A 23,240-nucleotide genomic window follows, 5' to 3' on the forward strand; every position below is an offset into this window, starting at 1 on the left:
ATTATTCTACCTTTTACGTTAAGTTAGGAACTTAACGTCAAAACTGTCTAAAAAGCCTATTGTAATTTTCTAAAATACGCAGTAAATATAAAATTTCGAGTTGTTTGTAAAGTTATTTTGTTTATACTTGTTATTTTTATTTTAATATGCTACCCTTATTAATAGTTTTGCTTTTACTTTTTACGTTAAGTTCCTAACTTAACGTCATATTTATTCTATTTAAAAGCATTTGGCTATTTTTTCCATTTCCAGCCGCTTCTGCTCGGTCACGCTGTGTCCATAGGTGTTCAGGGTAAAGGCCACGCTGCTGTGGCCCAGCAGTTCGGACAAGGTATGGATACTGGCGCCCAGCTCCAGGGCTCGGGTGGCAAAGCTGTGGCGCAGGCTGTGGAAGGTGACGCCGGGCCGCAGCCCCAGCTCTTTTTTCACGGCCTGAAACCGGCGCTGGAGGGTGCGGGCGTCGTAGGCCCTGCCCTGTCGGTTGGCGATCAGGGGCTTTTCTTTATCGGGGTTTCCCATATTTTTCAGATAGTGCGCCAGCGCGTTTTTGAGCGCGGGATGCAGGGGGATGCTGCGGCAGCTTTTCTGCGTTTTGGGGGTCTGCTCCCTCACCGGGTAGGTGTTTGTTTTGGGATCGTAGATACGCTGGCGGTTGGCCCGCACATGCAGCACGCTGGCCCTGAGATCAACATCCTTTACCCTCAGGCCCAGCACCTCCCCTAGCCGCAGGCCAGTGGACATGGCCAGCAGAATGCCCATATCCACTGGCTTCTGGCTGTGCCTCAGTTTTTCGCTCAGAGCCTTGTGCTCCTGAAAATCCGGAACCTCCTTTTCACGCCATTCCACCGCTGTTTTCGGGGTTTTGATACACACCGTGTAGCCTTTCTGCTTCGCCCTTTTGAGGAGGGTGCGCAGATAGGATAAAATATCCCGCACGGTTTTATCTGCGAGGCTTTCACACAGCTGCTTTTTAAAGGCTCTCTGCTTTTTAGTTGTAATTTCAGCCAGATATAAATGGCCCAAAAAAGGGCGTATATGGACCCGCTCATAGCTCTTATAGGTTTTAAGGCTGCTGCCCTTAACGTCGGCCTCCTGCTCCCCGAGCCAGGTCTCTAAAGTGATGTCTGTCTTCACTGTAAAACTCCTTTATTCTGCTTTTCTCAGCTTCTATTGTACACCCGGATTATTATAATCTGTTTGATTTTCAAACACAAAAAACCCCCGGCTTAAAAACCGGGGGCGCTTGAAAGGAAAAGTATTGGGGGAGATTAGGTATTTCGCTTAATCTAAGTAAGAGGTATGTGTGTTCAGAACTATTTATACCCCTGGGCGGGGAGTTTAAACATACGCTCTTCTTTTTAGTCTCTTTTAGGCATGTCTTAAGGATTTTTGCATAACAGACGCAGATGTGGTATAATTAAAAAGTAATTAGAAGTCTAACGTTTTTCTCAGAGCACGGTACTACCCCTATCTTTTTTAGTAGACCGCAGCCATCTGAGACAAACCTGTTAGATTTTTATTGATGTCCAGCGCTGGCTGGTCTTTTTTTATGCCTGAAATAAAAAAAGCCTCCGGCTCTTGACCGGAGGCTGCTAAAAGGGAGAGTAAAATTTGGGGGAGATGTAAATTAAATTTGAGGTATGTTGTTCAGAACTATTTATATCCAATACAAAAGCATTTAAACATAAAGCCACTCTGGAGAGTGGCTTTATGGGGGTCCCGCAGGGAGACTGAGCTAAATGAAAAGAGGTTACCATACAAATTATAGGAGATTTGTATATGCTGACAAGAATATTTATACCCTTTTAAGGTGTTTTTAAACCATCTTATAGCAGTTAAAAAAAATTTCTTTTGGATATATTTATAAAAAAAACAAGGAGGCCTGTACATGAAACGATTAGCAGCTATTAAAGATTACATCATTGAACAAACCTTACACAAAACCTTTAATCCCAAAGGACAGTTAACGCTTTATTTTTCCAACTGTTGTTTACCGGACGAAATTGTCCTCGCGGCCAGGGAGCTTGGCTACACCATTCACTTGAAATCGGAACAGGCCAGTGCCTGGATATTGGAAGAACCGCCAACAAAAAAATAAGCCGGATTTTAAATCCGGCTTAAAGCTTTTTACAGCGTTTTATTTAGATAACAGATACGTTTGAAGCCTGAAGGCCGCGAGCGCCCTGTTCGATATCAAAGCTTACCTTGTCGCCTTCATTTAAAGTCTTGAAGCCGCCGCCCATGATTGAGGAAAAATGAACGAATACGTCATCGCCTTCTTCTCTTGAAATAAAACCAAAACCTTTGTCACTGTTAAACCATTTTACTGTACCATTATTCATTAATTGGTACCTCCTAAGATATTATATTATATTTGCAATCGTAGAATAAAAAAACACATATTTTTGCAAACCCTCTTGTCACCAAGCTTACATTGAACTTAAGTAGACAAAAACGACTTGCAAAAATATGTGAAATCAATTGATACTCTCTTAAATACACTCTTAGTATACCTGAATAAATATGCTTTGTCAAATTTTCTTTATAAGTCTGCAGAATCTCTTAAGAAAGCTCCAATCTCAAGCTGGAAATGCCTGAGCAAAATAAAAGCTGCATCGGCTCTTGTGGCGCAGTGCAGCTTTTATAAATTCAGGCTTCGCGTATTATTTTGCGACGGCCTTGTACCAGGTCTCGCCGTTGATCACACCGCGTGATGGGTAGTTTACCCAGCCGGTGATTTTATCGGTGCGGTAAGGGAAGTAGGTTTTCATGATGGCCAGGGCAATACCTGGGGCTTCCTGAGCGTTCATTTTCTGGATATCCTTGAAGGCTGCGCTGTACTCGTCGTAGTTTTTGGATTTCATCATTCCTGAGTAGGCGTCCAGATAGGCCGGGTCGGCGTAGGTTCCAAAATGCTGGTTGCTGGTCATGGTAATATCGGCAATGTAGCTGGCAATGCCTGTCCAGCTGGCAATGCCGACGGTGGTCATGCCCAGATAGATCTCATACGCGCTGTTGGTTCTCAGCTGTTTGGTATAGTCGGGGTTTGAAATGGTCTGCTCGTCAACGGATACCCGTATTCCTGCTTCTGCCAGGTTGGTCTGGATCATCTCTGCGATACGCTTATAGATTTCGGTTGATCCCTGGAGGGCGATTTTTACGTTCATGGGACTGCCGTCCGGAAGCTCGCGCATGCCGTCGCCATCTTTATCCACAAAGCCTGCCTGGTCCAGCAGCTCGGCCGCTTTTTTGAGATCCCGTTTGTTTTCCGGGAGGCTGCTGTCATAGCCCAGGCATGCCGGAGATACAGCGCCTTCATTGGCGATCTGGCCGTGGCCGCCGCCAATGGACTGCGCAAGAAGTTCATAATCCAGGGCATAACGCACGGCCTTTCTGAAATTAAGGTCATTTGTCGGGTATTGATTGAACCCGAAAACGATCTGATAGGTGGCGGAATTCAGGCTTTCTCCCGGGTCGATATTGGGGTCGCTTTCGATGGTTGGCAGCAACGTGGTGTCCAGTGAGGAGGAGTAGCCGTACATGACGTCGATCTCCCCGGACTGCATTGCCATGATCAGGGAAGACTGGTTATCAAAGCTCTTCAGCTCAACTTTATCTACGGTGATCTCTCCCAGCGGGTAATCGCTCACTGCTTCATAATAGGAGGTCTGGGCATCCGCGTCGGCTGAAACGAATTTATAGGGTCCGCAGCCGACTGCGGCGTTGGGCTCTGTATACTTTTTGGACTCTGTGACGTTTTCCCAGATATGTTTTGGTAAAATGTAGTAAGACAGGGTTGCCTCATTCATAAACGCAAAGGCTTCGTCCTCGTCAAAATTCAGACGGATACTGGTATCGTCAATCTGGTCGACAGAAGTGATCTTTAAGAACCAGGTCATGTTCTGCTGTTTGTAGTAGTCGAAGGTAAACAGCACATCTTCAATGGTCACGGGCTCGCCGTCATGCCATTTCAGGCTGCCCAGCGGGTCGAAATGGAGGGTAACCTGCCTGTTATCATCGCTGATCTCCCATTTTTTGAAAAAGCAGCCGTCTCCGGTCAGCTTTCCTTCCTCATCAAAACGCCACAAATTCAGCTGCGAAAAGGAATGGTAGTTGAGACGGCCATAGGCACTCTCGCTGTTCATGGCGCTGTAGCCATCGTTTTTGTAGGTTGTCCCGATGCGCAGCACCTCTACATGCCCTGATCCGTTTCCCTGCTGCTCCCCGCTGGAATTTCCACAGCCCGAAAGGGGCAGCACCATCATCACGGCCGCTAAACAGGCCGCAATCACTCTTTTAATTTTCATTTCTTTTTACTCCTTTGTAAATGGTTATTTTAAACAACAGCCGGATTGAGCTGTTGGTCTTTAACAATGACGCCCTCTTCAATGGTATATATCTTATCTGACACATAACGGCAGAGGGCTACGTCATGGGTAATAAAAAGATAGGACAGCTTTCTTTTTTTCTGCAGCGCGAGCAGCATCCGCATGACCTGCGCCTGCGAGATCACATCCAGCATGGACGTGGGCTCATCCAGTATGAGGATGTCGGGCTCTGGCAAAAGCGCCCTTGCAATGGCAAGGCGCTGGAGCTCACCTCCTGAAAGCTGTGCCGGCACCCGCTTCAGCTGCTCTGGATAAATACCAAATTGCCCGGCCATTTCACGCCGCGCTTCTGTGTTATACGCTTTACCGCAGAGCTTATAAACTTCTTCCATACTTTTATCCAGTGAAAGTCTGGGATTAAAGGACACCTCTGGGTGCTGGAAGATCATCTGGATACGCTTTCGCCTTTTTTCCCTGGCGGGCAGGGCCTGAAAGGGCTCATCATTATAGAGCACTTTTCCCTGTGCTGGTCGGAGCAGACCGGCGGCGATCTGTCCCAGTGTTGATTTTCCGCTTCCACTTGTTCCTAAAAGACCCACAATCTGGCTGTCTTCCAGTGTGATTGAAACATCCTTCAGGACAAAATCCTCCTGCTGGGGATAGCGGTGTGATACGTGGTCAATTTTAAGCCCCATAGAGATGACACCTCACATTATGCTGTTCTACTCTGACCATCTCCGGCGTTTCAAAGCATTTTCCGCTGGCCTGTGGACAATGGTTCGCAAAGGCGCAGGCGAAGCGTTTGTCAATGGAAGGCGCATAGCCGCCCGGGCAGTTTAATCCGTTTTCCGGCAGCGCTTCCAGCAGCATTTTACTGTAGGGATGCTTTGGTTTTTTAAAAAACGCTTTGGCGGGGGCCACCTCAACGGTTTTTCCGCCATACATGACACAGACGGTATCGGCGATTCTGCTGGCAAAACGAAGGTCATGGCTGACGCACAGCAATGTGCGGTCATCCATTGACAGCAAAAGCTTTTCCACCTCTGCGATCCTTTTTTCATCCAGGCCCTTTGTGGGCTCATCTGCCAAAAGGATTCTGGCGCCTCCGGCTGCGCCCATTGCCATGAGGGCGCGCTGGCGCATGCCGCCGCTCAGGGTATGAGGGTATGCCCTTGCCAGTTTATCGGCTGGCGTCAGGCCCAGCCTTTCCATCCACGCTTTTGCCTTTTGAAGGGCTTCGTCTTTTTTGAGGCCGCTGTGTTCAACAAGGGGTTCGGACACCTGCTCCCCGACGGTCATCAGCGGGTTCATCCCGTTTCCGCTTCCCTGCGGAACATACCCGATGACCTTTCCTCTTATTTTGCGCAGCTCACGCTCTCTGAGGCCCAGCACCTCGGTCCCACCGATTTTTATGCTTCCCCGCACTGCGGCGTCACTTGGCAAAATGCCTAATATAGCCGCCAGCGTCACACTTTTGCCGCTGCCGGATTCGCCCAGAATAATAGTGCGTCCTCCCTCTGGCACGGTAAGGCTCATATCCTCCACCACTGGCGGCTGTCTGTTAAATTGTATGGTCAAATTTTTGATCTCAATCATTGTATCACCTGATACTCCTCACTTTTTCCCAGGCTCTTGGTTCCCAGCCCATAATAGCCGATCAGCACAAAGGCAAAGATGCAGAGGCTGATGCAGATGATTGGCGGCACGTACCACCAGGTGTAGCCCGCCACGACACCGTTTTTATGGAAGGCGTAGTATAAAATGGAGCCCCAGCTTTTCTGGTCATAGACGCCGAGCCCCAAAAAGCTCAGGCTCGCCTCGGTTACCATTGAGGTCGCTACTGCCAAAGTTGCCCGCATCAGGACAATGTCGCTCATATTGGGTAAAATGTGACGCAGCATAATAACGCTGGATTTCTGCCCCATCATCTCCTCGGCCCGGACAAAGGGGAGCTGACGGACTTCCAGCACCTTTGCCCGGACGAGGCGGGCTGTGGTCGGCCACGCGGTCACGCAGATCGCGATCACAATGTTCCACATGCTCGGCTCCATAAACGCTACAAATACGATGGCGAAGGGCAGCTGCGGGATGGTCATCCCTACGGCTGTCAGGGACTGCAGGGCCTGATCCAGCCGGCCGCCAAAATAACCGCCTGCCAGACCGATGCCTGTGCCGATAATAATGATACACGCCGCCGCGGTGATTCCTGTCAGCAGGGTTGTCCGGGTACCGAGAATGAGCTCGCTGAAAATATCCTGCCCAATATCATTTGTTCCAAGCAGGTGCTCCGGGGACGGCCTCTGAAAGGGCGCTGTGAGGGCTTCCATCCCATATGGCATAAGCTGTTCTGCAAAAACAGCCACAAAGACAAAGAAAACCAGAATCGCCGTCCCGATCCAGACACAAAGGTGCACTCCTTTCAAGTTCTGTTTTTTAAGCTTCATGAATGACCGCACCGTCCTTTATTCTCGGATCAAATTTCCACGCGAGAATGTCCGCAATGAACTGAAAAAAGATGACACAGACCGCAATGAGCAGAAAGCACAGCTGAACGGTTGGATAGTCATGCTGGATAACACCGTCGTAAATAAGGGTTCCCAGGCCTTTCCATGAAAAAACAACCTCGATCAGCATTGAGCCTGCGAGCATATAGCCAAACTGCATACACAGCAGTGTCACATAGGGGACGGCCACGTTGCGCAGCACATGCCTGAACAGCACCTTGTGCCGGGGCAGCCCCTTGGCCTCAGCGGTGAGAATGTACTCTTCATCCCGAATCTGCGAGACAAAGCTTTTCATCATCAGAAAATTGGTCGAGGTTTTAAACAGGGCTAACACGCTGACCGGAAGCACCATATGGTAGAGCGTATCCGCAAATTTCGCCCACCCTGTCAATCCGCCCGAGGCCATGCCCCCAACGGGAAACCAGTGGAGGTTAAAGGCAAAGATCACCAGAACGATGAGTGCCAGGCAGTTGGCGGGTATTGTCTCGAACAGCAGAAAAACAAATGTCAGCGCCGAATCTGCCCGTCCGCCTTTATGGTACCCTGCAAAAATGCCTAAGGCACCGCCCACAAAGGAGGACAGAATAATAGCGGTAACCGACAGAACCAGGGTCCAGCGGAGCCGGAACAGCACCACCTGAACCACATTCTGGCCGCTGATATAAGATTTTCCAAATTGAAAGGTGACGGTATTCCAAAGGAAGCGGATATACTGCTCAAAAAGAAAGCCGTCCAGAGCGTACTGAGCTCTCACTTTATCCAGAATCTCCGGGTAATTGTAATAGAGTGTAAAATACTCTTCCTCTCCCAATATGTGCAGCAGCGGGTCTCCGGGCATCAGATGGACTAATAAAAAGTTCAGGCTGATTGCGACCAGGATTAATGCAAGGGCGCGGAGAAGATAATAAAGCACTTTTCTCATACAGTCATCTCCATCGCTGTTTCTTCTGATTTCAGCGAGCAGACTAAAACGCCCATAACGGTTTTCCCCTCGTTGATAAAACGTCCATCCTGTAAAGCGTCTTTTACATAAGCGCGGATCGCCTCACGCCAGTTTTTAACAATGATCCCTGTTTCCACGGTCTCATAATGGCGGATGAGGCGGCCTACTGCCAGAGCTTCCTCCTCCTCGCAGCGCCACTGGCACTGTACTGGCAGCACAACGGGTCTGTAGCCCATCGCTTTTAAAAGCTGACAGGGGTACTGCACGTGGTTGCTGCCGCTGTGAGTCAGGGTGTGACCAAGCAGGATTTCGTCTAAGGATTTACAGCTCCCGTTGTCTTTCTTTTTAACGGGCGTATCGCAAATACCCACATATACCACCAGATCCCTGCTGAGGCTCAGCATTCTTAAAAAGGGTTCTGGATGGTAAAGGCCCGGATTCATGCTTCCGATTACCAGATCATAGGCCCGCGTTTCAAACGGCAGCCGGTTAAAGTCGCCAGTCTGTACCTTCACATTAAGGTCCTTTTCCCGAGCTTTCTGACGGACAATGCGGTTCATCTCCGGCGAGCAGTCCAGGGCTGTTACCGCCGCGCCACACGCCGCGAGGGGCAGCGCGAAAGCGCCTGTCCCACTGCCTATATCCAGTATTTGTTTTTTCGATCCATTCCAAAAGCCCTGTCGTTTTAAATACCCGAGCAGGACATCTACCCGTTCGTTGCTGCTGCCCATACCCGCATCATAATAATCTGCCGTGGCATCCCAGCATTTACGTTCCTCTGGAAAGGTTTCCCGGTACAGAGATTTTTCCGCTGCGTCCCTCCAGCATTTCACCCAAAATTCTTCTCTTCGATTCACTGAACTCTACCTTTACTTTTTTATTGCACAACAAAAAAAGCTCAAAAGCCATGATTACAATCAAATCAACAGCCTTCAAGCTTCAATATTTTTTATTCACTTTTAAAATTTTTCTGTACGTTTATAAGCTATAGTATAGCAGAGATAAAAGGTTTTCACAAGCTTTTTTTGTGTTTTTACGCATACCTAATATCACCAGTACTTTTCGGATTGATTTTTACAGGGAAATAAGCTACTATAAATAGTAACCTGATAAAAGGGCAATTCTATAAAAATTTAAAGGGGGAACCCAACATGGCCGACCCATCAAACCCAAAACAAGCCCAGGATAACCGGGCCTTTAATGAAATGCTCAAGTCTGCAAAAAAGCGGCTGGAACAGCGTCCGCCGGATGACCTTGCCCGCAAAGCAGGCGTTATCTTTGCTCCGAAGGACGCGGTTTTCACGGTCCCCAGCCTTGGATGCACCTACACCATCACTTATCCAGGATTTGAATGTAAGGAGGCCATCGACGAGTGGTTTCACCTTGTTCTGCTCCACTATATGGATCTGGCGGACGAAACACCAGTTTCCGACGCCTTTGTTCCCTTTGCCGACCAGCAGGAGGGCCTGATCCGCGGCACTAAGTTTGACCACACTGCCGCGCAGGCCCTGCGCGCCTTTCTTACAGGCAGACGGCCTGAGCAGGTGAAAGCCGCCCTCCAGAAACTGGACGCGGCCTTTGTGCCGTCAAACGCAGACCTCTGCGCTGTCCTTCCATTTCTTCCCTTTTACCCCATCGCGCTAAAGATCTGGTTTGACGATGATGAGTTTCCACCCGAGGGTAAGCTGCTGCTGAGCAAAAGCGCCTCCCACTATCTGACCATTGAGGACGCGGTTGTGGCAGGTGAGTTCATTTTGAGGGAATTGGAGACTGCGTTTGTCTCTTAAATAAAAAGCGGATCGGGTTTGATCCGCTTTTTATTATGCGGCATCACGATAAGTATTAAACTCAAAGGTCAGGCGGGTTTTTAATTTTGAAGGAAAATCCAGGTGAAGATTCTCGATTATAACGCCATTCTCCTTGTATTTCCCCCTTTTAACCGCCGTTATTGCCTCATCCTTGGAAAAATTAGGTGCAACTGGCTTAACAATGTATTCAATGATTTGTGCTGCAATGTTCTGGTCTGCCTCAATTTTCTGTTCACTTTGGGCTTCTATTGTTGCCTCTACGATCAAACTTCGCTGGGTATTCCAGTCATTCTCAATTCCGCCATTCTTGATCGCAACCTGGTAATTGCTGACATTATCTCCCAGCACCTCGTTGGGCAGCAACAGGGATGCACTATATTCTGAATCAAATTTCAAAGCATTTTCTAAATACGCGTTGGGATAATACTGTTGAAATTGTTTTTGATAATACACGATGGCTATCTCTTTATTGGCCTCCCCCTGCTGAACCAGTTCCTGGTATTGCTCCTGCTGCTTTGCCTGCTTTCTGGGTCCAAGAATAAACAGGCTGACAAAAATAAACAGCATCAGCAAAAACACAATCCCAGCCAAAACATAGATACTGACAGCGAGGACTTTTTCTTTTTTCATTGCAGCAACCTCCAGTAAATTTCTTACATATCCTTGCCCGCGGTTCGTTTTGTCATTTTTCCTTTATGCTATTCTTTTTATGATTATAACATGATTTTCTTAGATGCTGGACTTTTTTCAAATATGTATATTTTGATTTTTTTGAAAAACTTAATGAAAACGGGTAAAAAAATAACAGGCTCGAAAGCCTGTCTGTTTGCTGTATATATGGCGTGCCACGAGGGATTCGAACCCCCGACCTTTCGGTTCGTAGCCGAACGCTCTATCCAGCTGAGCTAGTGGCACGCATTGTGAGCACCTGTCGTGCTTACCTTTCATATTATAACAGCTTTCCAAAAGATTGCAAGTCTTTTTTGAAAAAAGTTTTAAAAAATTTCAAGCAGCGCGTATTTTGCCGCTAAAATCCTTATGGACGTCTTTCGTCCTTTTCCTCCTGCATTTTCAGCTTGAGGGTGGTAGCCTTGGCGACGGCCTTTACGCGGGTCTCAATATAGCGCTCACGCCAGCCGATTTTTTCCACAATGTCATCGCAGAATACCTGGACGCTAATGTCTGGGGCGCCCTGCGCCTTCGCGGCGGCGGCGGCCCGGGCTTCGGTTTCCTGCTTCACAAAGTCTACGGCTTCGGCTTTATCTTTAAAGCTCCGGCACTGGCCCGCCACATGGGCCACATAACCGTCGTTTTCCTCGTCGGGGCGCACCAGTGCGGTCACGCGCTCCTCGACGGCGGCCATGGCTGCGCCCACAGCGTTGGCGACCTCGTAATGCTCTGGGACAATGACCGTGCAGCCTGTTTCCTCGTGAATTTTCTCATACCAGGTTTTGGCCGGTGCCCCGATGGCGATGATGGGGACCGGATGCGCCTCGTACAGGCTGAGCACCTCTGTCCTGATGGTTTCCAGTATCTGCGCTGCGGCCTCGTCGACGTAGGCGTCGGGGGCTTTATCGGTCTGGGCGTCCACAGCGCCGACGACCAGCTCACGGTCCCAGCCCTCAAAATCTCCGGTGTAGTGCAGCAGATCGGTGGGGGTCAGCCCATCTCTGCCGCCGCGGCAGGCTGGCAGGACGCGCCGTCCTGTCAGGGTCGGGTGCCCGTCCACTGCGATGATCTGCGTATCGCCGCCCAGGCCGCAGGTATTGATCTGGGCGGAGTCGATCTGAGTCTGCCAGTCGCCGACACGGGCGCCGATGGGCGCAAGGGTCAGGGTATTGTCTAAAACAATGCCGCTGTCGGTCGTGGTGCCGCCCATATCGACAACCACGCCGTCTCCGCAGCCTGCCAGACTCAGCGCGCCGATGATGCTGGCTGCCGGGCCGGACAGAATAGACTCGATGGGCTTTTCCCGTATAAAGGAAAGGCTGGCCAGATTGCCGTCGCCTTTCACCATATACACGGGCGCGTCAATGCTCTGGTCGGCCAGCGTCACCTCCACCGCGCGGATAAAATCCTCGAGGATGGGGATCAGGCTGGCGTTGAGGACAGTGGTGACGGTTCGATCATGGAAGCCCAGCTGACTGCTGAGCTCGTGGCCGCAGACCACTGGCAGGGCGCACTGCTTTTTGATGATATCCTTGACGGCCAGCTCCTGGCTGGCGTTGCGCACGCTCATCATTCCGGACACGGCAAAGGCCTGCACCTGGGGCGCGATGGCTGCGCAGGCCTCAATGACCTGCGCCGTATCCAGCGGAATAACTTCCTTCCCCTTGATATTGACCTTCCCCTTGACCTGGGCCCTGTGCGCGTCGGGCAGCTCGCCCTTTGGCAGCTCGCCGATGATGATCAGGCCTGTGGGGCGCCCTTCGCCCTCGACAATGGCGTTGGTTGCCAGCGTGGTGGACAGCACTACCTTCTCGATGGTATCTGCCGGGTCAAGGCAAAGGCCGCGGATACTCTTACCGATACCGACAGCCAGATTGTCTCTGGTGGTCGGTGATTTTGCTTTTTTCAGCACTTTCTTTGTTTTTTGTTCCAGTAAAACGGCGTCGGTATACGTTCCGCCGGTATCAATTCCTAATACTGTCTGCATCGAAATTTCCTTCCTGTCTTAAAACCTGTCTGTGATGAACCCATTATAACAAATATCCGCCTGGAAGTCTCTCCTGTTTCGCGTTCTTTCCACGCGCTTTTATCAGTGGCCTCTGGCCCTTTTCTGTGTTAAAATGATCTAAAACAAAACGAAAAGCAAGGAGTGCCTATGTATCCCACCATCCAAAATATTTTTCTGCTGCAAACCGGCGGCACCATCGGCAGCGCCATTCATGACGGCTGCATTGACGTAGACCCTGAAAAGGGCGACGCCCTGATCCAGACTTACCTGAAAAGCGCGTCCCGGCTGGTCGATTTTGAGGTCAGCCGTCCATTTACCATTCTGAGCGAAAACCTGGTGCCCGCCCACTGGTCCCAGATCATAGATGCCCTGAAAACCGTTGATTTTGACCGGTACAAGGGTATTATCGTGACACACGGCTCCGATACCCTGCCCTACACAGCGGCGGCTTTAAGCTACTTTTTTAATACCACACCCATTCCCATTGTGCTGGTCTGCTCGAACCATCCCCTGGGCCACCCTGAGAGCAATGCCCTGCCCAATTTCAGCGGCGCGGTAGATTTTATCCTGAACACCGGCCTGCCAGGCATTTTTACCGTCTATGAAAATAAAGACGGCAAAACGCAGATCCATCTGGGGACACGGCTTCTGGAGGCGGACTGGATCAACGACAATTTTCTGAGCTTTGGCGGACGTCCCTTTGCTGTCAATGACCGTCACTGCCTGTCTCACGGAAACGCGCGTCTTAGCCCGTCCATGGACGCCTTAAAGAAACGCGCGCACCACACCGGCTGGGTATCCACACCAGTTTTTACCGAGAAGGTGCTGGCTCTGCGCGTTTACCCGGGCATGGATTACCGTTATATTGATCTGGGCACCACGCCGCCGGCCGCGGTTCTCCACGCCCTCTACCACTCAGCCACCGGCAATGCTGAGGGCCCTGGCGGCGCTTCTCTGGCCGATTTCATCGCCAGCCATCCGTCGGTCGACCACTACCTGATCTCTTTTAAAAACGCCCAAGGCGACCTCTACGCCACTGGCCACGACCTGATCGGGCGGGGCGGCATTCCGCTGGAAAACATTTCCTTTGAGGCTGCGGTCACCAAGCTTTATTTTGCCTATAACCAGAAAGAAACCAATCCAGTGGCCTATATGCGCGCTGAACGCTTCTTTGAGTTCGTGTAAATTAAAATAATTCGCATTTAGCAAAAATTTGCATTTATCTTTTCTGTTTTTCGTTATAAAATAAGGATATATATTAAGGTAACGAATTTAGGAGGTAATATAAATGTACGATGTTGTCATAATCGGTGCTGGAATCATCGGAACGAGCATTGCCCGTGAGCTCTCCCGCTATGATCTCAAAATCGCCCTGCTTGAAAAGGAAAACGATGTGTCTATGGGCTCCACCAAAGCAAATTCTGCCATTGTCCACGGCGGCTACGCCGAAGCCCACGCCAAGCTCAAAGGCCGCGTGTGCTACCAGGGCCGCAGGCAGTTTGAAAAACTGAATGAGGAGCTGAATTTTGGCTTTGCGCCCATCGGCTCGCTGGTGCTTGCCTTTGAGGAAGAACAGAAAAAGGGGCTGGAGGACCTGCTTGAAAACGGACGCCTCAACGGCCTCCCAGACCTTGAAATTCTGGACCACGACGCCATTATGGAAATTGAGCCAAATGTCAACCCTGAGGTCAAGTACGCGCTGTACTGTAAGGGCGCTGGCGTCTGCTCACCCTACGAAATGGCCATCGCTCTGGCCGAAAACGCCGTGGCCAACGGTGTGGAGCTCTACCTTGAAACCCCTGTAAAAGCCATCGAACAGACCAAAACCGGCTTTGACGTCATCGCCGGTGACGACCAGGTCTTTAACACCCGCTACGTGGTCAACGCTGCCGGGCTGTACTCGGACAAAATCGCCGCTATGGTGGGCCTGAATGACTTCCAGATCCTCCCGCGCTCCGGCGAGTATCTGCTCATGGTGCGCGGCTCCGGCTCTGCCATCAACCAGGTGCTGTTCCAGATGCCGACTAAGATGGGCAAGGGCATTCTGGTCACTCCGACCTATCACGGCAATCTGCTCATTGGCCCGGACGCTGTCAATGAGGAGAGCGTTGACCGCGATACCCACGCCGAGCGCCTTCTGAAAATTTTCAAGGAGGCGACACTGACCACGGACAAGCTGAACATCAAGCAGTTTATCCGCAGCTTTACAGGCGTGCGGGCGGTCAGTACCACTGACGACTTTATCATTGAGGAAAGCCGTGTGCCGCATTTCATCAACGTTGCCGGTATCCAGTCGCCGGGTATCACCTCCTCACCGGCCATCGCTCAGATGGTCGCCGGGATACTGAAGGACGCTGGCCTTGCGCTAAAGGAAGACCCAAGCTTCAACCCCCACCGCGATCCCATCATCACCAAGAAGGAACTGGCGCCCATGAAGGAAATCCTGCCGCTTTTAGATTTGCCGCTGGGCGATCCAGAGCGCATGGTCTGCCGCTGCGAACAGGTTACCGAGGCGACCATTTTAGACGCCATGCACCGCGGTATTCCTGTCACCACCATTGATGGCATCAAACGCCGTACCCGTGCGGGTATGGGCTGGTGCCAGGGCACCTTCTGCCGGCCGCGTGTCGCTGAGGTTATGTCGAAGGAGCTGGGCTACGAAATTGACCCGGGCTTTGACATTGAGCACAGTGGGGTCAACCGCATCGGCAAAAATGAAATTGTCGCTTACATCGAAGCGCACATGAACGACGAATAAGCCTGCGTACAGCGCAGTGAAGCTTATATTATAAGTCAAAAAAACGGTACGGTCCAAAAGACCGTACCGTTTTTTGCTGATAACCTCTTAAACCATTAAACTCATGACAAACTGAAAAACAGAATCCTCATTTTCATCCCAGAAGGATTGCATGATCTCCGTGTTTTCTTCTTTTTCAATGCCCTTTTCCACCTGGCCTTCCCAGGATTTAATTGCTTCTGATTTAATTTCCATGATTTTCCTCCTATTTGTAAATGCCGTATTCGTGCACAAACTCGTTGACCGCGCGGAAGTTTTCTGCCTTAACGTCCTTGACGGTGAGCAGGGATTTATCCGTGGTAAAGAGGTAGCCGCCGTTCGGCGCTGCCTTGTCAATGATTTCCTTGGCGGTATCGACACACTGCTGTACGGTGCCGGTTCTCAGGATGCTGAGCGGCATATTGCCCATGATACACATTTTCTTGCCCAGTTTTTCTTTGACCACGCCCAGGTCATCCTCTTCAAAATAGCCGATAACGCCCTTTGGCAGATCCTGAAGGAATTCGTAATAGCGGGTCCAGTTCTTTTCAAAGAATACCTGAATGGTGTAGCCTTCGCCCACCAGCTCGTCGATAAGCGCTTTAAAGCTTGGCCAGTAGAGCTTCTCAAAGTCTTTTGTGCGCATGTAAGAAGGCATGTGCAGCGGCATGAAAATGGAGGCGCTGCCGCCCGGTGTCGGGTTGCTCAGACGGGCAAGCTTAGCCATGAGCGGTGTTGAAACCTCAGCCGCCTGGCGAATCTGCTCGGAATGCCGGCGGATATCCATGGACGCGCCGCTGAAGCCGCGCAGCTGGTCTGCCACAAAGTCAAAGGGCGCTTCGGTGATACCGCGCCGCAGGTTTGGAACCCCGTATTTTTCAGCCACCATGTTATTGCCTGCCACAATTTTGCCCATGATGCGGTTATTGGCGTTGATGGCTCTCGCCCAGTTCAGGCCGCCCTCCATACCTTCTGCCGCCAGCGCCGGGTACAGTCTTGGCACGACCTTGTTGACAATGGTTTTATAGGGATCAGCGATGTATTCGTCATATTCCTCCGCCTCAAGGCCCGATACCTCTGGATGCTGCACATAGCCGTTGCTGTCGTTGGGCACAAAGGATTTTGACTGCATGACTTTGTAGAACAGCGGAAAACGGCCCATATATCCGCCGCCGTCAAAATAAAAGTCCTCATAAACCCTGGAATAGGCCTCCGCGATGCGGTCCACGTTCCAGAGGGCTTCCTTCATGTCAAAGCCCGCGTACTCGATGGCAAAGGTCGGATCGACCTTACAGATGACCGGAATGCGGTCCGGTTGTTCAAGATTGACTGCCTTCTGGCATCTTTCCAAGCTTTCCTGATATTTACTCATTTTACACCTCTTAATGTTTATAATTATTTTTTTCCAAAATTGTCATCTTGTTTAAATTCATTCGCAGACATAAAGCTTGTTCTTTCCCGGGAAATATGATATTCTAATGAGACATCTTATGAAAAGGAGCCGCTTTATGTACGAAAAAGGGGTTCAAACCCGTAACATGATCTATCAAACTGCCAAGCAGTTATTCTATGACAAAGGCTACGAAAAGACCAAAATCAAGGAGATTGCGGACACCGCTGAGGTCCCCATCGGCCTTTTTACCTATTATTTCAAAACCAAGGATAAGATTGTTCAGCACATTTACTCTGAGTTTTTCACCCAGATCAGCCTCCGCATCACCGAAGCCACAAAGGACGGTCTGGACAATTCCATTCTGCGGCACGCCATTCTGTCCTGGATCTATTATGAGATTATCTTCAGCGATGCGAACAACCGCCGTTTTTACTATGAAAATCTCAAGAAAACCTCCAATTACCGGATTATGAACAAGACCGCGTCCCAGACCTACCGCCGCTACGTGGAGGACTTCAATGTCGTGATCTCCGACCACGATTTCCAGAACCTCCTGTACCTCGATTTTGGCGCCCGGCGGGAGTATTTCCTGAATTATTTTGAAAAGCCTCTGGACGACACCACCGATGATGTGATTTTTCTCATCAACGGCGTTCTTCCCAGGCTGCTCGGCATCGACCAGAACACCATCACCACCATGCTCTACAAAGGCATCAATACTGCTAAAACCATCCAATACGATGATATTCACTTCCTTGTATGAAGGAGGGCTGCCAAAGCAACAAAATTTTAAGAGACGGAGCCTTTTACCGCAGCGCCCGGACCTTTTTCCTTATCTGGATAAAAGGCGCAGTCTCGAGCCGCGCCACTTCTTTGATTGACCGCAGCCCGCCGGGCTGTTTTTTTATTCCTCGGCCTTTTTGGCGTTTTTGGCTGCCAGCAGGACCAGTATTCCCAGAAGCGGACCTGCCGCCATGGCGACCCAGACCGACGCGAAGCTGCCAGTGCTGTCCGACATGAAGCCGAATACCAGCGGACCGATAAGAGACGCCAGCTGGAACATGACATTGGTAAAGCCTGTGGCCGTGGCCGAAAAGGCTGCGCCGGAATAGTCAATGACAATGGCGTTGAGATGCGGGTTGGCCGTGTAAGAGAAAAAGCCAAACAAAAAGCCGGTCAGCATCAGAGCGCCCACGCTGGTCTGCAGCCCAAAGACAATGGTCATCACGATCAGCACCAGGTAACAGCCCATGATAAATTTACGGCGGTCCAGATGGAACTTGTCAACGATCAGGCCGGATACCACAGAAGCGATAATACCGCCCGCGCTGTAGAGCATCATGACCTGGCCGGCCACAGAGCTTTCAATCCCGAGAGAGCCCATATAGGCGTTTGCCCAGGTCGCGGTGCCAAGGGAAACCCACATCAGGCCAAAGCCTGCCAGACCCACAAGCACAACACCCTTATTTTTCAGAACATCGCCCAGGCTTGAGAAAAAACCAACCTTTGCGATCTGGCTTTTATCCACCTTTTCGCTTTTAACCAAAACAAAAACTAAAACGGCAATAATCATGGCGATAATGCCGATCACTCTGAAAGCGCCCTGCCAGCCCATGCTGCTCAGCAGAACTGGTCCAAGATAATTGCTTAAGAGTAATCCGGCTGTGGGGCCGACAAGCAAAATACCAAAGGCCATACTTCTCTCGTTTGGTTTGAAATATTTGCTGATCATTTTTCCGCAGCAGGCCATGATACAGCCCGCGCCAAGACCGGTCGCCACCCTCAGGGCAAAGCCCATCTCATAGGTTGTCATCATAGACAAGAAGAAGGTTGCCACGCCGCCAATCAAAAGCGAGATGGACATGACAAACTTGACGCCAAAGCGGTCTGCCAGCATACCGCCCGGAATCTGTGTGATCAGGTAACCGGTGTAAAAAGCCGACATATAAGCCCCTGCCTCGGTGGCCGACAGGCCAAATTCCTTACTCATGGTAGGAATGAGCGGCGACCAGATAAACCGCGTCATAAAGGTGACAGTAAAACTGGCCAACAAAATAAATAACATAAACCAACGGAAACCAGAGCTTTCTTTTGCTGCTTTTTCCATTTTCCCCTCCAAATTTTCTCACAATCAAATTTTATAAACCTCATGAAATTTACAATATTATTGTATTCGCTATCAACTGTTTTGTCAACTATAATTTTGTATTTTTTATTATTTTTATAATTTTTATCCTTTAAATTTTCATATTTTTTTTATTTTTTAGCTATTTAAAAGGCTTTTTAAGTTCTTTTAAGGCAGAGTATGGTCGTTATTGATTTTTTAAATTTTATAATTCATTCTATTTTTATAATATTATTTTTTAATTCAAAAAACAAAAAAGAAGCCAAAATCAAAGGATTTCGGCTTCTAAAAAGCGCTACCAGCCCATGAGCCCGCCAGCCAGCGGCACCCATATTGCTACCAGCGCCGCCAGCGCCAGCTGGATAAAGGCTGTGGATTTCGGCATGTCCATCATGGTGTAGTATTTGGTGGAATAGGTAATGAGCGGCACCGTATCCAAAGGGAAAAGGTAGCAGTTGTTGGCGCAGATCCCCATAGCCACCAGCAGTATAATAGCGCTCACGCCCGTGGTGCCCGCAAAACTGACCATCGCCGGCGCCAGGACCGCGATGAGCGCCGGTGCCACCGGTATGACCAGCAACATCAGAAATACAATGATGCTCACGGTAAACACCACGCCCGCGGTCGGCAGGCTCAGGGTGGCGGGCAGCACGGTGTCGATAAACCAGGCGCTCACGCCGTTGGCCACAATGCAGTTGGCAATGCAGAGCACTGTCCCCACCAGGAAAAAGGCCTCCCAGCTCACACTCTTCACAAATTCTTTCCAGGTCAGCACCTCAACGCCCGGCAGAAAGTAGCAGACAAAGCCAAACAGGGCGATGATGGTCACATCCAGAAACGGGAGCCAGGAGCTCGCAATCCAGAAAACCAGCATCCCCAGTGTAATGATAATGACCAGCGCCTCCTTTTTCTCGATCCTGTCCGGCACTGCAATGGTCTCCAGGTATGCCTGGATTTTCTCCTGCCCGACCTCTGCGGGCTTGTAAGCCTTGACGATGGCAAACCAGGCGATGGGCAGAAGGACAACGGCGATGGGAATTCCTACGAACATCCACTGCACAAAGGTAATGTTCATGCCTGCCAGCTGGTCTAACAGATCCATGGTCAGCAGATTCAGCGAGGTGCCCGCAGGCGTCATGATGCCGCCGATCATGCTGGACACTGGAATGGCGATCATGATGGCCTTTCCGGTACGCTTTCGGTCTGTCTCTGACTCAAAGATTTCCAGGAAGCCCAGCCCGATCCCCATGAAAATGGCAGTGGTAGGCACATTGGAAACCAGCGAGGAAATGGCCGCTGCGCAGATCATAATGGCGAGCAGGATCGTCTTGACGTTTTTGCCAAAGATCCGCATGAGCCCGATGAGTATGCGGCGGGACAGCGGTACCTTGGCTACCGCCTCCGAGATGCCAAAGGATACCAGCACAAAGTACAGAATCGGCGTAGTGTAGCCGCTGAGCGCGGTCTTCAGGCTGTCTGCCGCACCCAGTGCGGGCAGCAGCGCAAGGCAGAGAATACAAATAACGCCAATGGGAAGTGCTTCTGTCACCAGAAGCATCAGGAACGCCAGCAGGATACCAATGGTGGTAAAGCCTTCATCCGTCAGGCCCTGGGGCGTCTTTAAAACAAAAACGGCCACTAAAAGAGCAATACTCACTATCAAGCCCAAAAGCTGTCTTTTTTTCATCTTATTCCTCATTCTTATTTTATTGATGGTATAAAAAAAGAGCTCCCGAAAAAAGAGAGCTCCTATGTACTTTTCTATGAATACTTATTCTGCCGCTGCCTGATCGTCTGCTTCTGCTTTTTCAATGGCGGCTTTTTTGCGGAGGGCAATTTCGCCGTCCATTTCCATGACTTCCTTGTCGTCCAGCTTATAGAACAGCAGCGGGATGATGGCAACCGCGATAAAGATGGCTGGAACGATAAAGCACATGATGGTCGCGCCGCCTGCCAGGCTGTCCGTAATGGCTGCTTCGGCAGAATAGCCGATAATGCCAAGACCAGTCGTGATGACCAGGCCTCTGAGCACAATGGACATCTTAATGGAGAATGAGCACAGACCCATGATAAAGCCTTTGGTGTTTTTGCCGGTCTTGTACTCGCTGTAGGTGGCACAGTTGGTGTAAAGGCTGGTGGTGAGTCCGTAAGCCACGCCAAAGAATACCTGGCTCACAAAGATCAGCACGATCACGGCAATCTGGCTGCCTGCAAAGAAGTAGGCAATGGCCGTAAAGACAACACACCCTGCCATACCGATGATGGTTGACATCTTTGTTCCGAATTTGGCGACCGCGTGCTTGGAGAGCAGGGAGCCGACCAGTGTACCGAGGTTAAAGGCCAGCAGAACATTACCGGTTACGGCTGCTGAGCTTTCCGGGAACATAACCTTTGAATAGTAAGCTACAAAGGCCATGAGCGCATAGTAACCGATGAGACGGATAAAGTCACAGAACACTGTGGCTACCAGCGGCGGGTTGGCGAACACGCCCTTAAGCATATCCAGCACCGATACCTTTTCCACTGTCGCCAGCTCTGTTCCTTTTTCTGCCTTTGGCTCTGGCAGGTCGTAGCCGTTTGTAATAAAATAGTGCACATAATAACCAACAAGCATCAGCGCCGCGCCAACGAGGGCTGTACAGGTATAACCCCAGACAGCGCCGCCGCCAAACAGACCGGCGAAGGCAACCGCCATGAGCGGAACAAGTTTCGATGCGAACAGTTTACCAATACTGGAGCCTGCTGAGATACGGCCGGATAAGTGGGCGCGCTCGGTCGGTTCGTCGGTCAGGGCGCCAACCAGTGAACGGTTAGCGGTCCAGGCGATATTCCAGATAAAATGACTGATGATGAATCCTAAACAAATGACAATCGCGGCGGTGAGATCCGTCCCGACCTTGGTAAACTGGAGTGCGAAAAAGACAATGACAAAGGGTGGTCCGTAGAGCAGCCAGGAACGATATTTACCGTGCTTCAGGTTGCATTTATCAACGATAGCTCCGGCAACAATGGCGGAAACCGTGTCGCAGACACCGGTCAAGGTTGAAATAATAGCCGCCCAGGCCAGTGGCAGGTTCGCGACGTCTGTTAAAAAAATGAGGAAGAATGACGTTTCGACCGTGGTCATGAATGAAAATCCGGCGTCCCCCAGGCCAAAGAAATTCTTAATCTTACTGTTAATACGCTTCATAATTTTACTCCTCTTTCCCCTGTTTTGAAGCTGGAGCCGGCCTTACCCGGCTCCGTAACATTTCCGTGAGTGAACTTTATAAAAACAACTGGAACACAAAGCGGTAGATGGCTTCCTCGTAGGACTGTACGACCTCAGCCTCCGCAATCTCCTCTAATTGAGGGCGTTCCTTGACATATTCTTCCCAGGTTGTGTAGTATTCGCTGTTCATGATTTTCTCTCCTTTAAATTCTTAGTAAACCCCATAGGTTCTGACGGTTTCGATGACGGCCTTCAGGTTGTCGGCAATTGGCCCTGCCAGTGAGTACAGGCTCTTGTCTGTGTTAAAGATAAAGCCGCCGCCTGGCGCCAGAATGTCGATGAGCTCTTTGGCCTTGTCCACACATTCTTTTTCGGTTGCGGTCTGGAGCATGGTAATCGGGAAGAAACCAGAAATAATGTGTTCCTTGCCCACCTTTTCCTTGGCAAGCTTTGGATCGCCGAACTCAAACTGCATTTCGACGCGGTCCTTGAGGGAAGCCAGATAATCAATCTTCTTCATCCAGTCTTGCTCAACAAACAGCTTGACGCCTGCGCCGTGGTCGGACAGGTACTGCATCAGCTGTTCAAAGGTCGGCCACCAGAATTTGGCAAAGTCTTTTTCCTTCATGAACGGTGCCATGTGCAGCGGAATAAAGGTTCTCGCGTAGCGTGAGGAGGCTGGCACAATCCCGATTTTTTCCATATGCGGCAAAATGGCCTCAACCGCTGCCACAACCTGCTCCTTGTTTCTTCGCATATCCTTGATGATCCCTGTGAAGGAACGGATAAAGTCTGCCATGAAGTCCAGCGGCGCTTCTGTCATACCGCCCTTTGGCAGTGCAGCAAATCCGTACTTGTTGGTCATTTCCACCGCGACGCCGCCCATGGCCGCGTCGATATCGCATTTTGCCTTATAGCCCTTGGCAAAGTTGAGCGCCGCGCGCATGGGTTCTGTGTCCAGCGCTGCGAACAGACGCGGCATCAGCTTTTCAACCATACATTTGTAAGGGTCAGCGATGAATTCATCGTATTCTTCTACTTCCAGGCAGTGGACCTCAGGGTGCTGCATGGTACCGGTATTGCTCATGATAATGCCCTTCGCGCCTAAGATTTCGTAAAATCCAGGTGGGCGCAGCGTAGGGGCGATGGGCGCTTTATCCGTTGGGAACTCCGCGCAGACCTTGTCGAAAAAAGTCTCGAAAGTTTCAGGATTCCACTGGGCTGTTTTCATATCCATACCCGCGTACGGAATGGCCGCGTCCCACGTAATAGACAATTCGATGGGCACACGCTTTGGCTGCCTGCCATCATAAACATCTTTGAACAGCTGGGTTCTTTCCTCTTGCAGTTGTTTTACATCACTCATTTTAATTCCCTCTCTTAAAAACCAGTACATCGCTCCGGATCAATGTACTTTTTAGTATAATCTTTTTGCTTACTGTTTTTTCAGTAAATTTCTTTTTGTTTACTGAAAT

At 50.2% G+C, this 23,240-nt stretch carries 22 protein-coding genes and 1 tRNA gene; 5 read left to right on the top strand and 18 right to left on the bottom strand.

What is annotated here, in order from left to right:
• Positions 1-219: 219 nt before the first annotated feature.
• Positions 220-1,134: a tyrosine-type recombinase/integrase gene (locus tag BUC22_RS17450; protein ID WP_013382504.1), complete on the bottom strand. Its 915-nt coding sequence runs from the start codon at positions 1,132-1,134 to the stop codon at positions 220-222.
• A gap of 754 nt (positions 1,135-1,888) precedes the next feature.
• Here BUC22_RS17450 and BUC22_RS17455 point away from each other — a divergent pair.
• Positions 1,889-2,098: a hypothetical protein gene (locus BUC22_RS17455; protein ID WP_013382505.1), complete on the top strand. Its 210-nt coding sequence runs from the start codon at positions 1,889-1,891 to the stop codon at positions 2,096-2,098.
• A 43-nt stretch (positions 2,099-2,141) separates the two neighbouring features.
• On the opposite strand, the gene BUC22_RS17460 is transcribed toward BUC22_RS17455, so the two are convergent.
• The 7 genes from BUC22_RS17460 to BUC22_RS17490 all read right to left on the bottom strand — a co-directional run bounded on the left by BUC22_RS17460 (position 2,142) and on the right by BUC22_RS17490 (position 8,632).
• Positions 2,142-2,342 (bottom strand): cold-shock protein, encoded by a 201-nt coding sequence (locus BUC22_RS17460; RefSeq protein WP_013382506.1) that lies wholly within the window; start codon positions 2,340-2,342, stop codon positions 2,142-2,144.
• Between the two features lie 321 nt (positions 2,343-2,663).
• The gene (locus BUC22_RS17465) at positions 2,664-4,307 is read right to left on the bottom strand and encodes an ABC transporter substrate-binding protein (RefSeq protein WP_013382507.1); all 1,644 of its coding nucleotides are present in this window, start codon (positions 4,305-4,307) and stop codon (positions 2,664-2,666) included.
• A gap of 29 nt (positions 4,308-4,336) precedes the next feature.
• Positions 4,337-5,023 carry an ABC transporter ATP-binding protein gene (locus tag BUC22_RS17470; RefSeq protein ID WP_013382508.1) on the bottom strand — a complete coding sequence of 229 codons (687 nt, stop codon included), beginning with the start codon at positions 5,021-5,023 and terminating at the stop codon, positions 4,337-4,339.
• A complete protein-coding gene (locus BUC22_RS17475) occupies positions 5,013-5,924 on the bottom strand; it encodes an ABC transporter ATP-binding protein (RefSeq protein ID WP_013382509.1) in 912 nt (303 codons plus the stop codon). The genes BUC22_RS17470 and BUC22_RS17475 overlap by 11 nt, the downstream gene beginning before the upstream one ends.
• The gene (locus tag BUC22_RS17480; protein ID WP_013382510.1) at positions 5,921-6,772 is read right to left on the bottom strand and encodes an ABC transporter permease; all 852 of its coding nucleotides are present in this window, start codon (positions 6,770-6,772) and stop codon (positions 5,921-5,923) included. The genes BUC22_RS17475 and BUC22_RS17480 overlap by 4 nt, the downstream gene beginning before the upstream one ends.
• The gene (locus BUC22_RS17485; protein WP_013382511.1) at positions 6,762-7,754 is read right to left on the bottom strand and encodes an ABC transporter permease; all 993 of its coding nucleotides are present in this window, start codon (positions 7,752-7,754) and stop codon (positions 6,762-6,764) included. The genes BUC22_RS17480 and BUC22_RS17485 overlap by 11 nt, the downstream gene beginning before the upstream one ends.
• Positions 7,751-8,632 carry a class I SAM-dependent methyltransferase gene (locus BUC22_RS17490; protein ID WP_143163947.1) on the bottom strand — a complete coding sequence of 294 codons (882 nt, stop codon included), beginning with the start codon at positions 8,630-8,632 and terminating at the stop codon, positions 7,751-7,753. The genes BUC22_RS17485 and BUC22_RS17490 overlap by 4 nt, the downstream gene beginning before the upstream one ends.
• Before the next feature lie 294 nt (positions 8,633-8,926).
• Between BUC22_RS17490 and BUC22_RS17495 the strand changes: the two genes are divergently transcribed.
• On the top strand, positions 8,927-9,562 hold the full coding sequence (locus BUC22_RS17495) for a DUF3786 domain-containing protein (protein WP_013382514.1): 636 nt from the start codon (positions 8,927-8,929) through the stop codon (positions 9,560-9,562).
• 33 nt (positions 9,563-9,595) lie between these two features.
• Here BUC22_RS17495 and BUC22_RS17500 read toward each other — a convergent pair whose 3' ends face one another.
• The 3 genes from BUC22_RS17500 to BUC22_RS17510 form a co-directional block, all read right to left on the bottom strand.
• Entirely contained in the window at positions 9,596-10,213 is a 618-nt protein-coding gene (locus tag BUC22_RS17500; protein WP_013382515.1) for a hypothetical protein, read from the bottom strand.
• Positions 10,214-10,421: 208 nt separating this feature from the next.
• Positions 10,422-10,498, bottom strand: a tRNA-Arg gene (locus BUC22_RS17505).
• Between the two features lie 121 nt (positions 10,499-10,619).
• Positions 10,620-12,239 (bottom strand): hydantoinase/oxoprolinase family protein, encoded by a 1,620-nt coding sequence (locus tag BUC22_RS17510; RefSeq protein ID WP_013382517.1) that lies wholly within the window; start codon positions 12,237-12,239, stop codon positions 10,620-10,622.
• 168 nt (positions 12,240-12,407) lie between these two features.
• Here BUC22_RS17510 and BUC22_RS17515 point away from each other — a divergent pair, with 168 nt between their 5' ends.
• Together BUC22_RS17515 and BUC22_RS17520 are read left to right on the top strand one after the other, a co-directional pair.
• Entirely contained in the window at positions 12,408-13,445 is a 1,038-nt protein-coding gene (locus BUC22_RS17515) for an asparaginase (RefSeq protein WP_013382518.1), read from the top strand.
• A gap of 103 nt (positions 13,446-13,548) precedes the next feature.
• Positions 13,549-15,018 carry an NAD(P)/FAD-dependent oxidoreductase gene (locus BUC22_RS17520; RefSeq protein ID WP_013382519.1) on the top strand — a complete coding sequence of 490 codons (1,470 nt, stop codon included), beginning with the start codon at positions 13,549-13,551 and terminating at the stop codon, positions 15,016-15,018.
• An 87-nt stretch (positions 15,019-15,105) separates the two neighbouring features.
• Here BUC22_RS17520 and BUC22_RS21955 read toward each other — a convergent pair whose 3' ends face one another.
• Together BUC22_RS21955 and BUC22_RS17525 are read right to left on the bottom strand one after the other, a co-directional pair.
• Entirely contained in the window at positions 15,106-15,252 is a 147-nt protein-coding gene (locus BUC22_RS21955; RefSeq protein ID WP_013382520.1) for a hypothetical protein, read from the bottom strand.
• Between the two features lie 10 nt (positions 15,253-15,262).
• A complete protein-coding gene (locus BUC22_RS17525) occupies positions 15,263-16,408 on the bottom strand; it encodes a uroporphyrinogen decarboxylase family protein (protein ID WP_013382521.1) in 1,146 nt (381 codons plus the stop codon).
• 136 nt (positions 16,409-16,544) lie between these two features.
• Here BUC22_RS17525 and BUC22_RS17530 point away from each other — a divergent pair, with 136 nt between their 5' ends.
• Positions 16,545-17,192 carry a TetR/AcrR family transcriptional regulator gene (locus BUC22_RS17530; protein WP_013382522.1) on the top strand — a complete coding sequence of 216 codons (648 nt, stop codon included), beginning with the start codon at positions 16,545-16,547 and terminating at the stop codon, positions 17,190-17,192.
• Between the two features lie 141 nt (positions 17,193-17,333).
• Here the strand turns inward: BUC22_RS17530 and BUC22_RS17535 are convergent, their stop codons facing one another.
• The 5 genes from BUC22_RS17535 to BUC22_RS17550 form a co-directional block, all read right to left on the bottom strand.
• A complete protein-coding gene (locus tag BUC22_RS17535; protein ID WP_013382523.1) occupies positions 17,334-18,536 on the bottom strand; it encodes an MFS transporter in 1,203 nt (400 codons plus the stop codon).
• 313 nt (positions 18,537-18,849) lie between these two features.
• A complete protein-coding gene (locus BUC22_RS17540; protein ID WP_073383293.1) occupies positions 18,850-20,241 on the bottom strand; it encodes an SLC13 family permease in 1,392 nt (463 codons plus the stop codon).
• 84 nt (positions 20,242-20,325) lie between these two features.
• A complete protein-coding gene (locus tag BUC22_RS17545; protein WP_073383295.1) occupies positions 20,326-21,744 on the bottom strand; it encodes an MFS transporter in 1,419 nt (472 codons plus the stop codon).
• Between the two features lie 76 nt (positions 21,745-21,820).
• On the bottom strand, positions 21,821-21,955 hold the full coding sequence (locus tag BUC22_RS22490) for a hypothetical protein (protein WP_013382527.1): 135 nt from the start codon (positions 21,953-21,955) through the stop codon (positions 21,821-21,823).
• 21 nt (positions 21,956-21,976) lie between these two features.
• Positions 21,977-23,131: a uroporphyrinogen decarboxylase family protein gene (locus BUC22_RS17550; protein ID WP_041689949.1), complete on the bottom strand. Its 1,155-nt coding sequence runs from the start codon at positions 23,129-23,131 to the stop codon at positions 21,977-21,979.
• Between the last annotated feature and the right edge of the window lie 109 nt (positions 23,132-23,240).

Source organism: Eubacterium callanderi, assembly GCF_900142645.1.
GTDB lineage: Bacteria > Bacillota > Clostridia > Eubacteriales > Eubacteriaceae > Eubacterium > Eubacterium callanderi.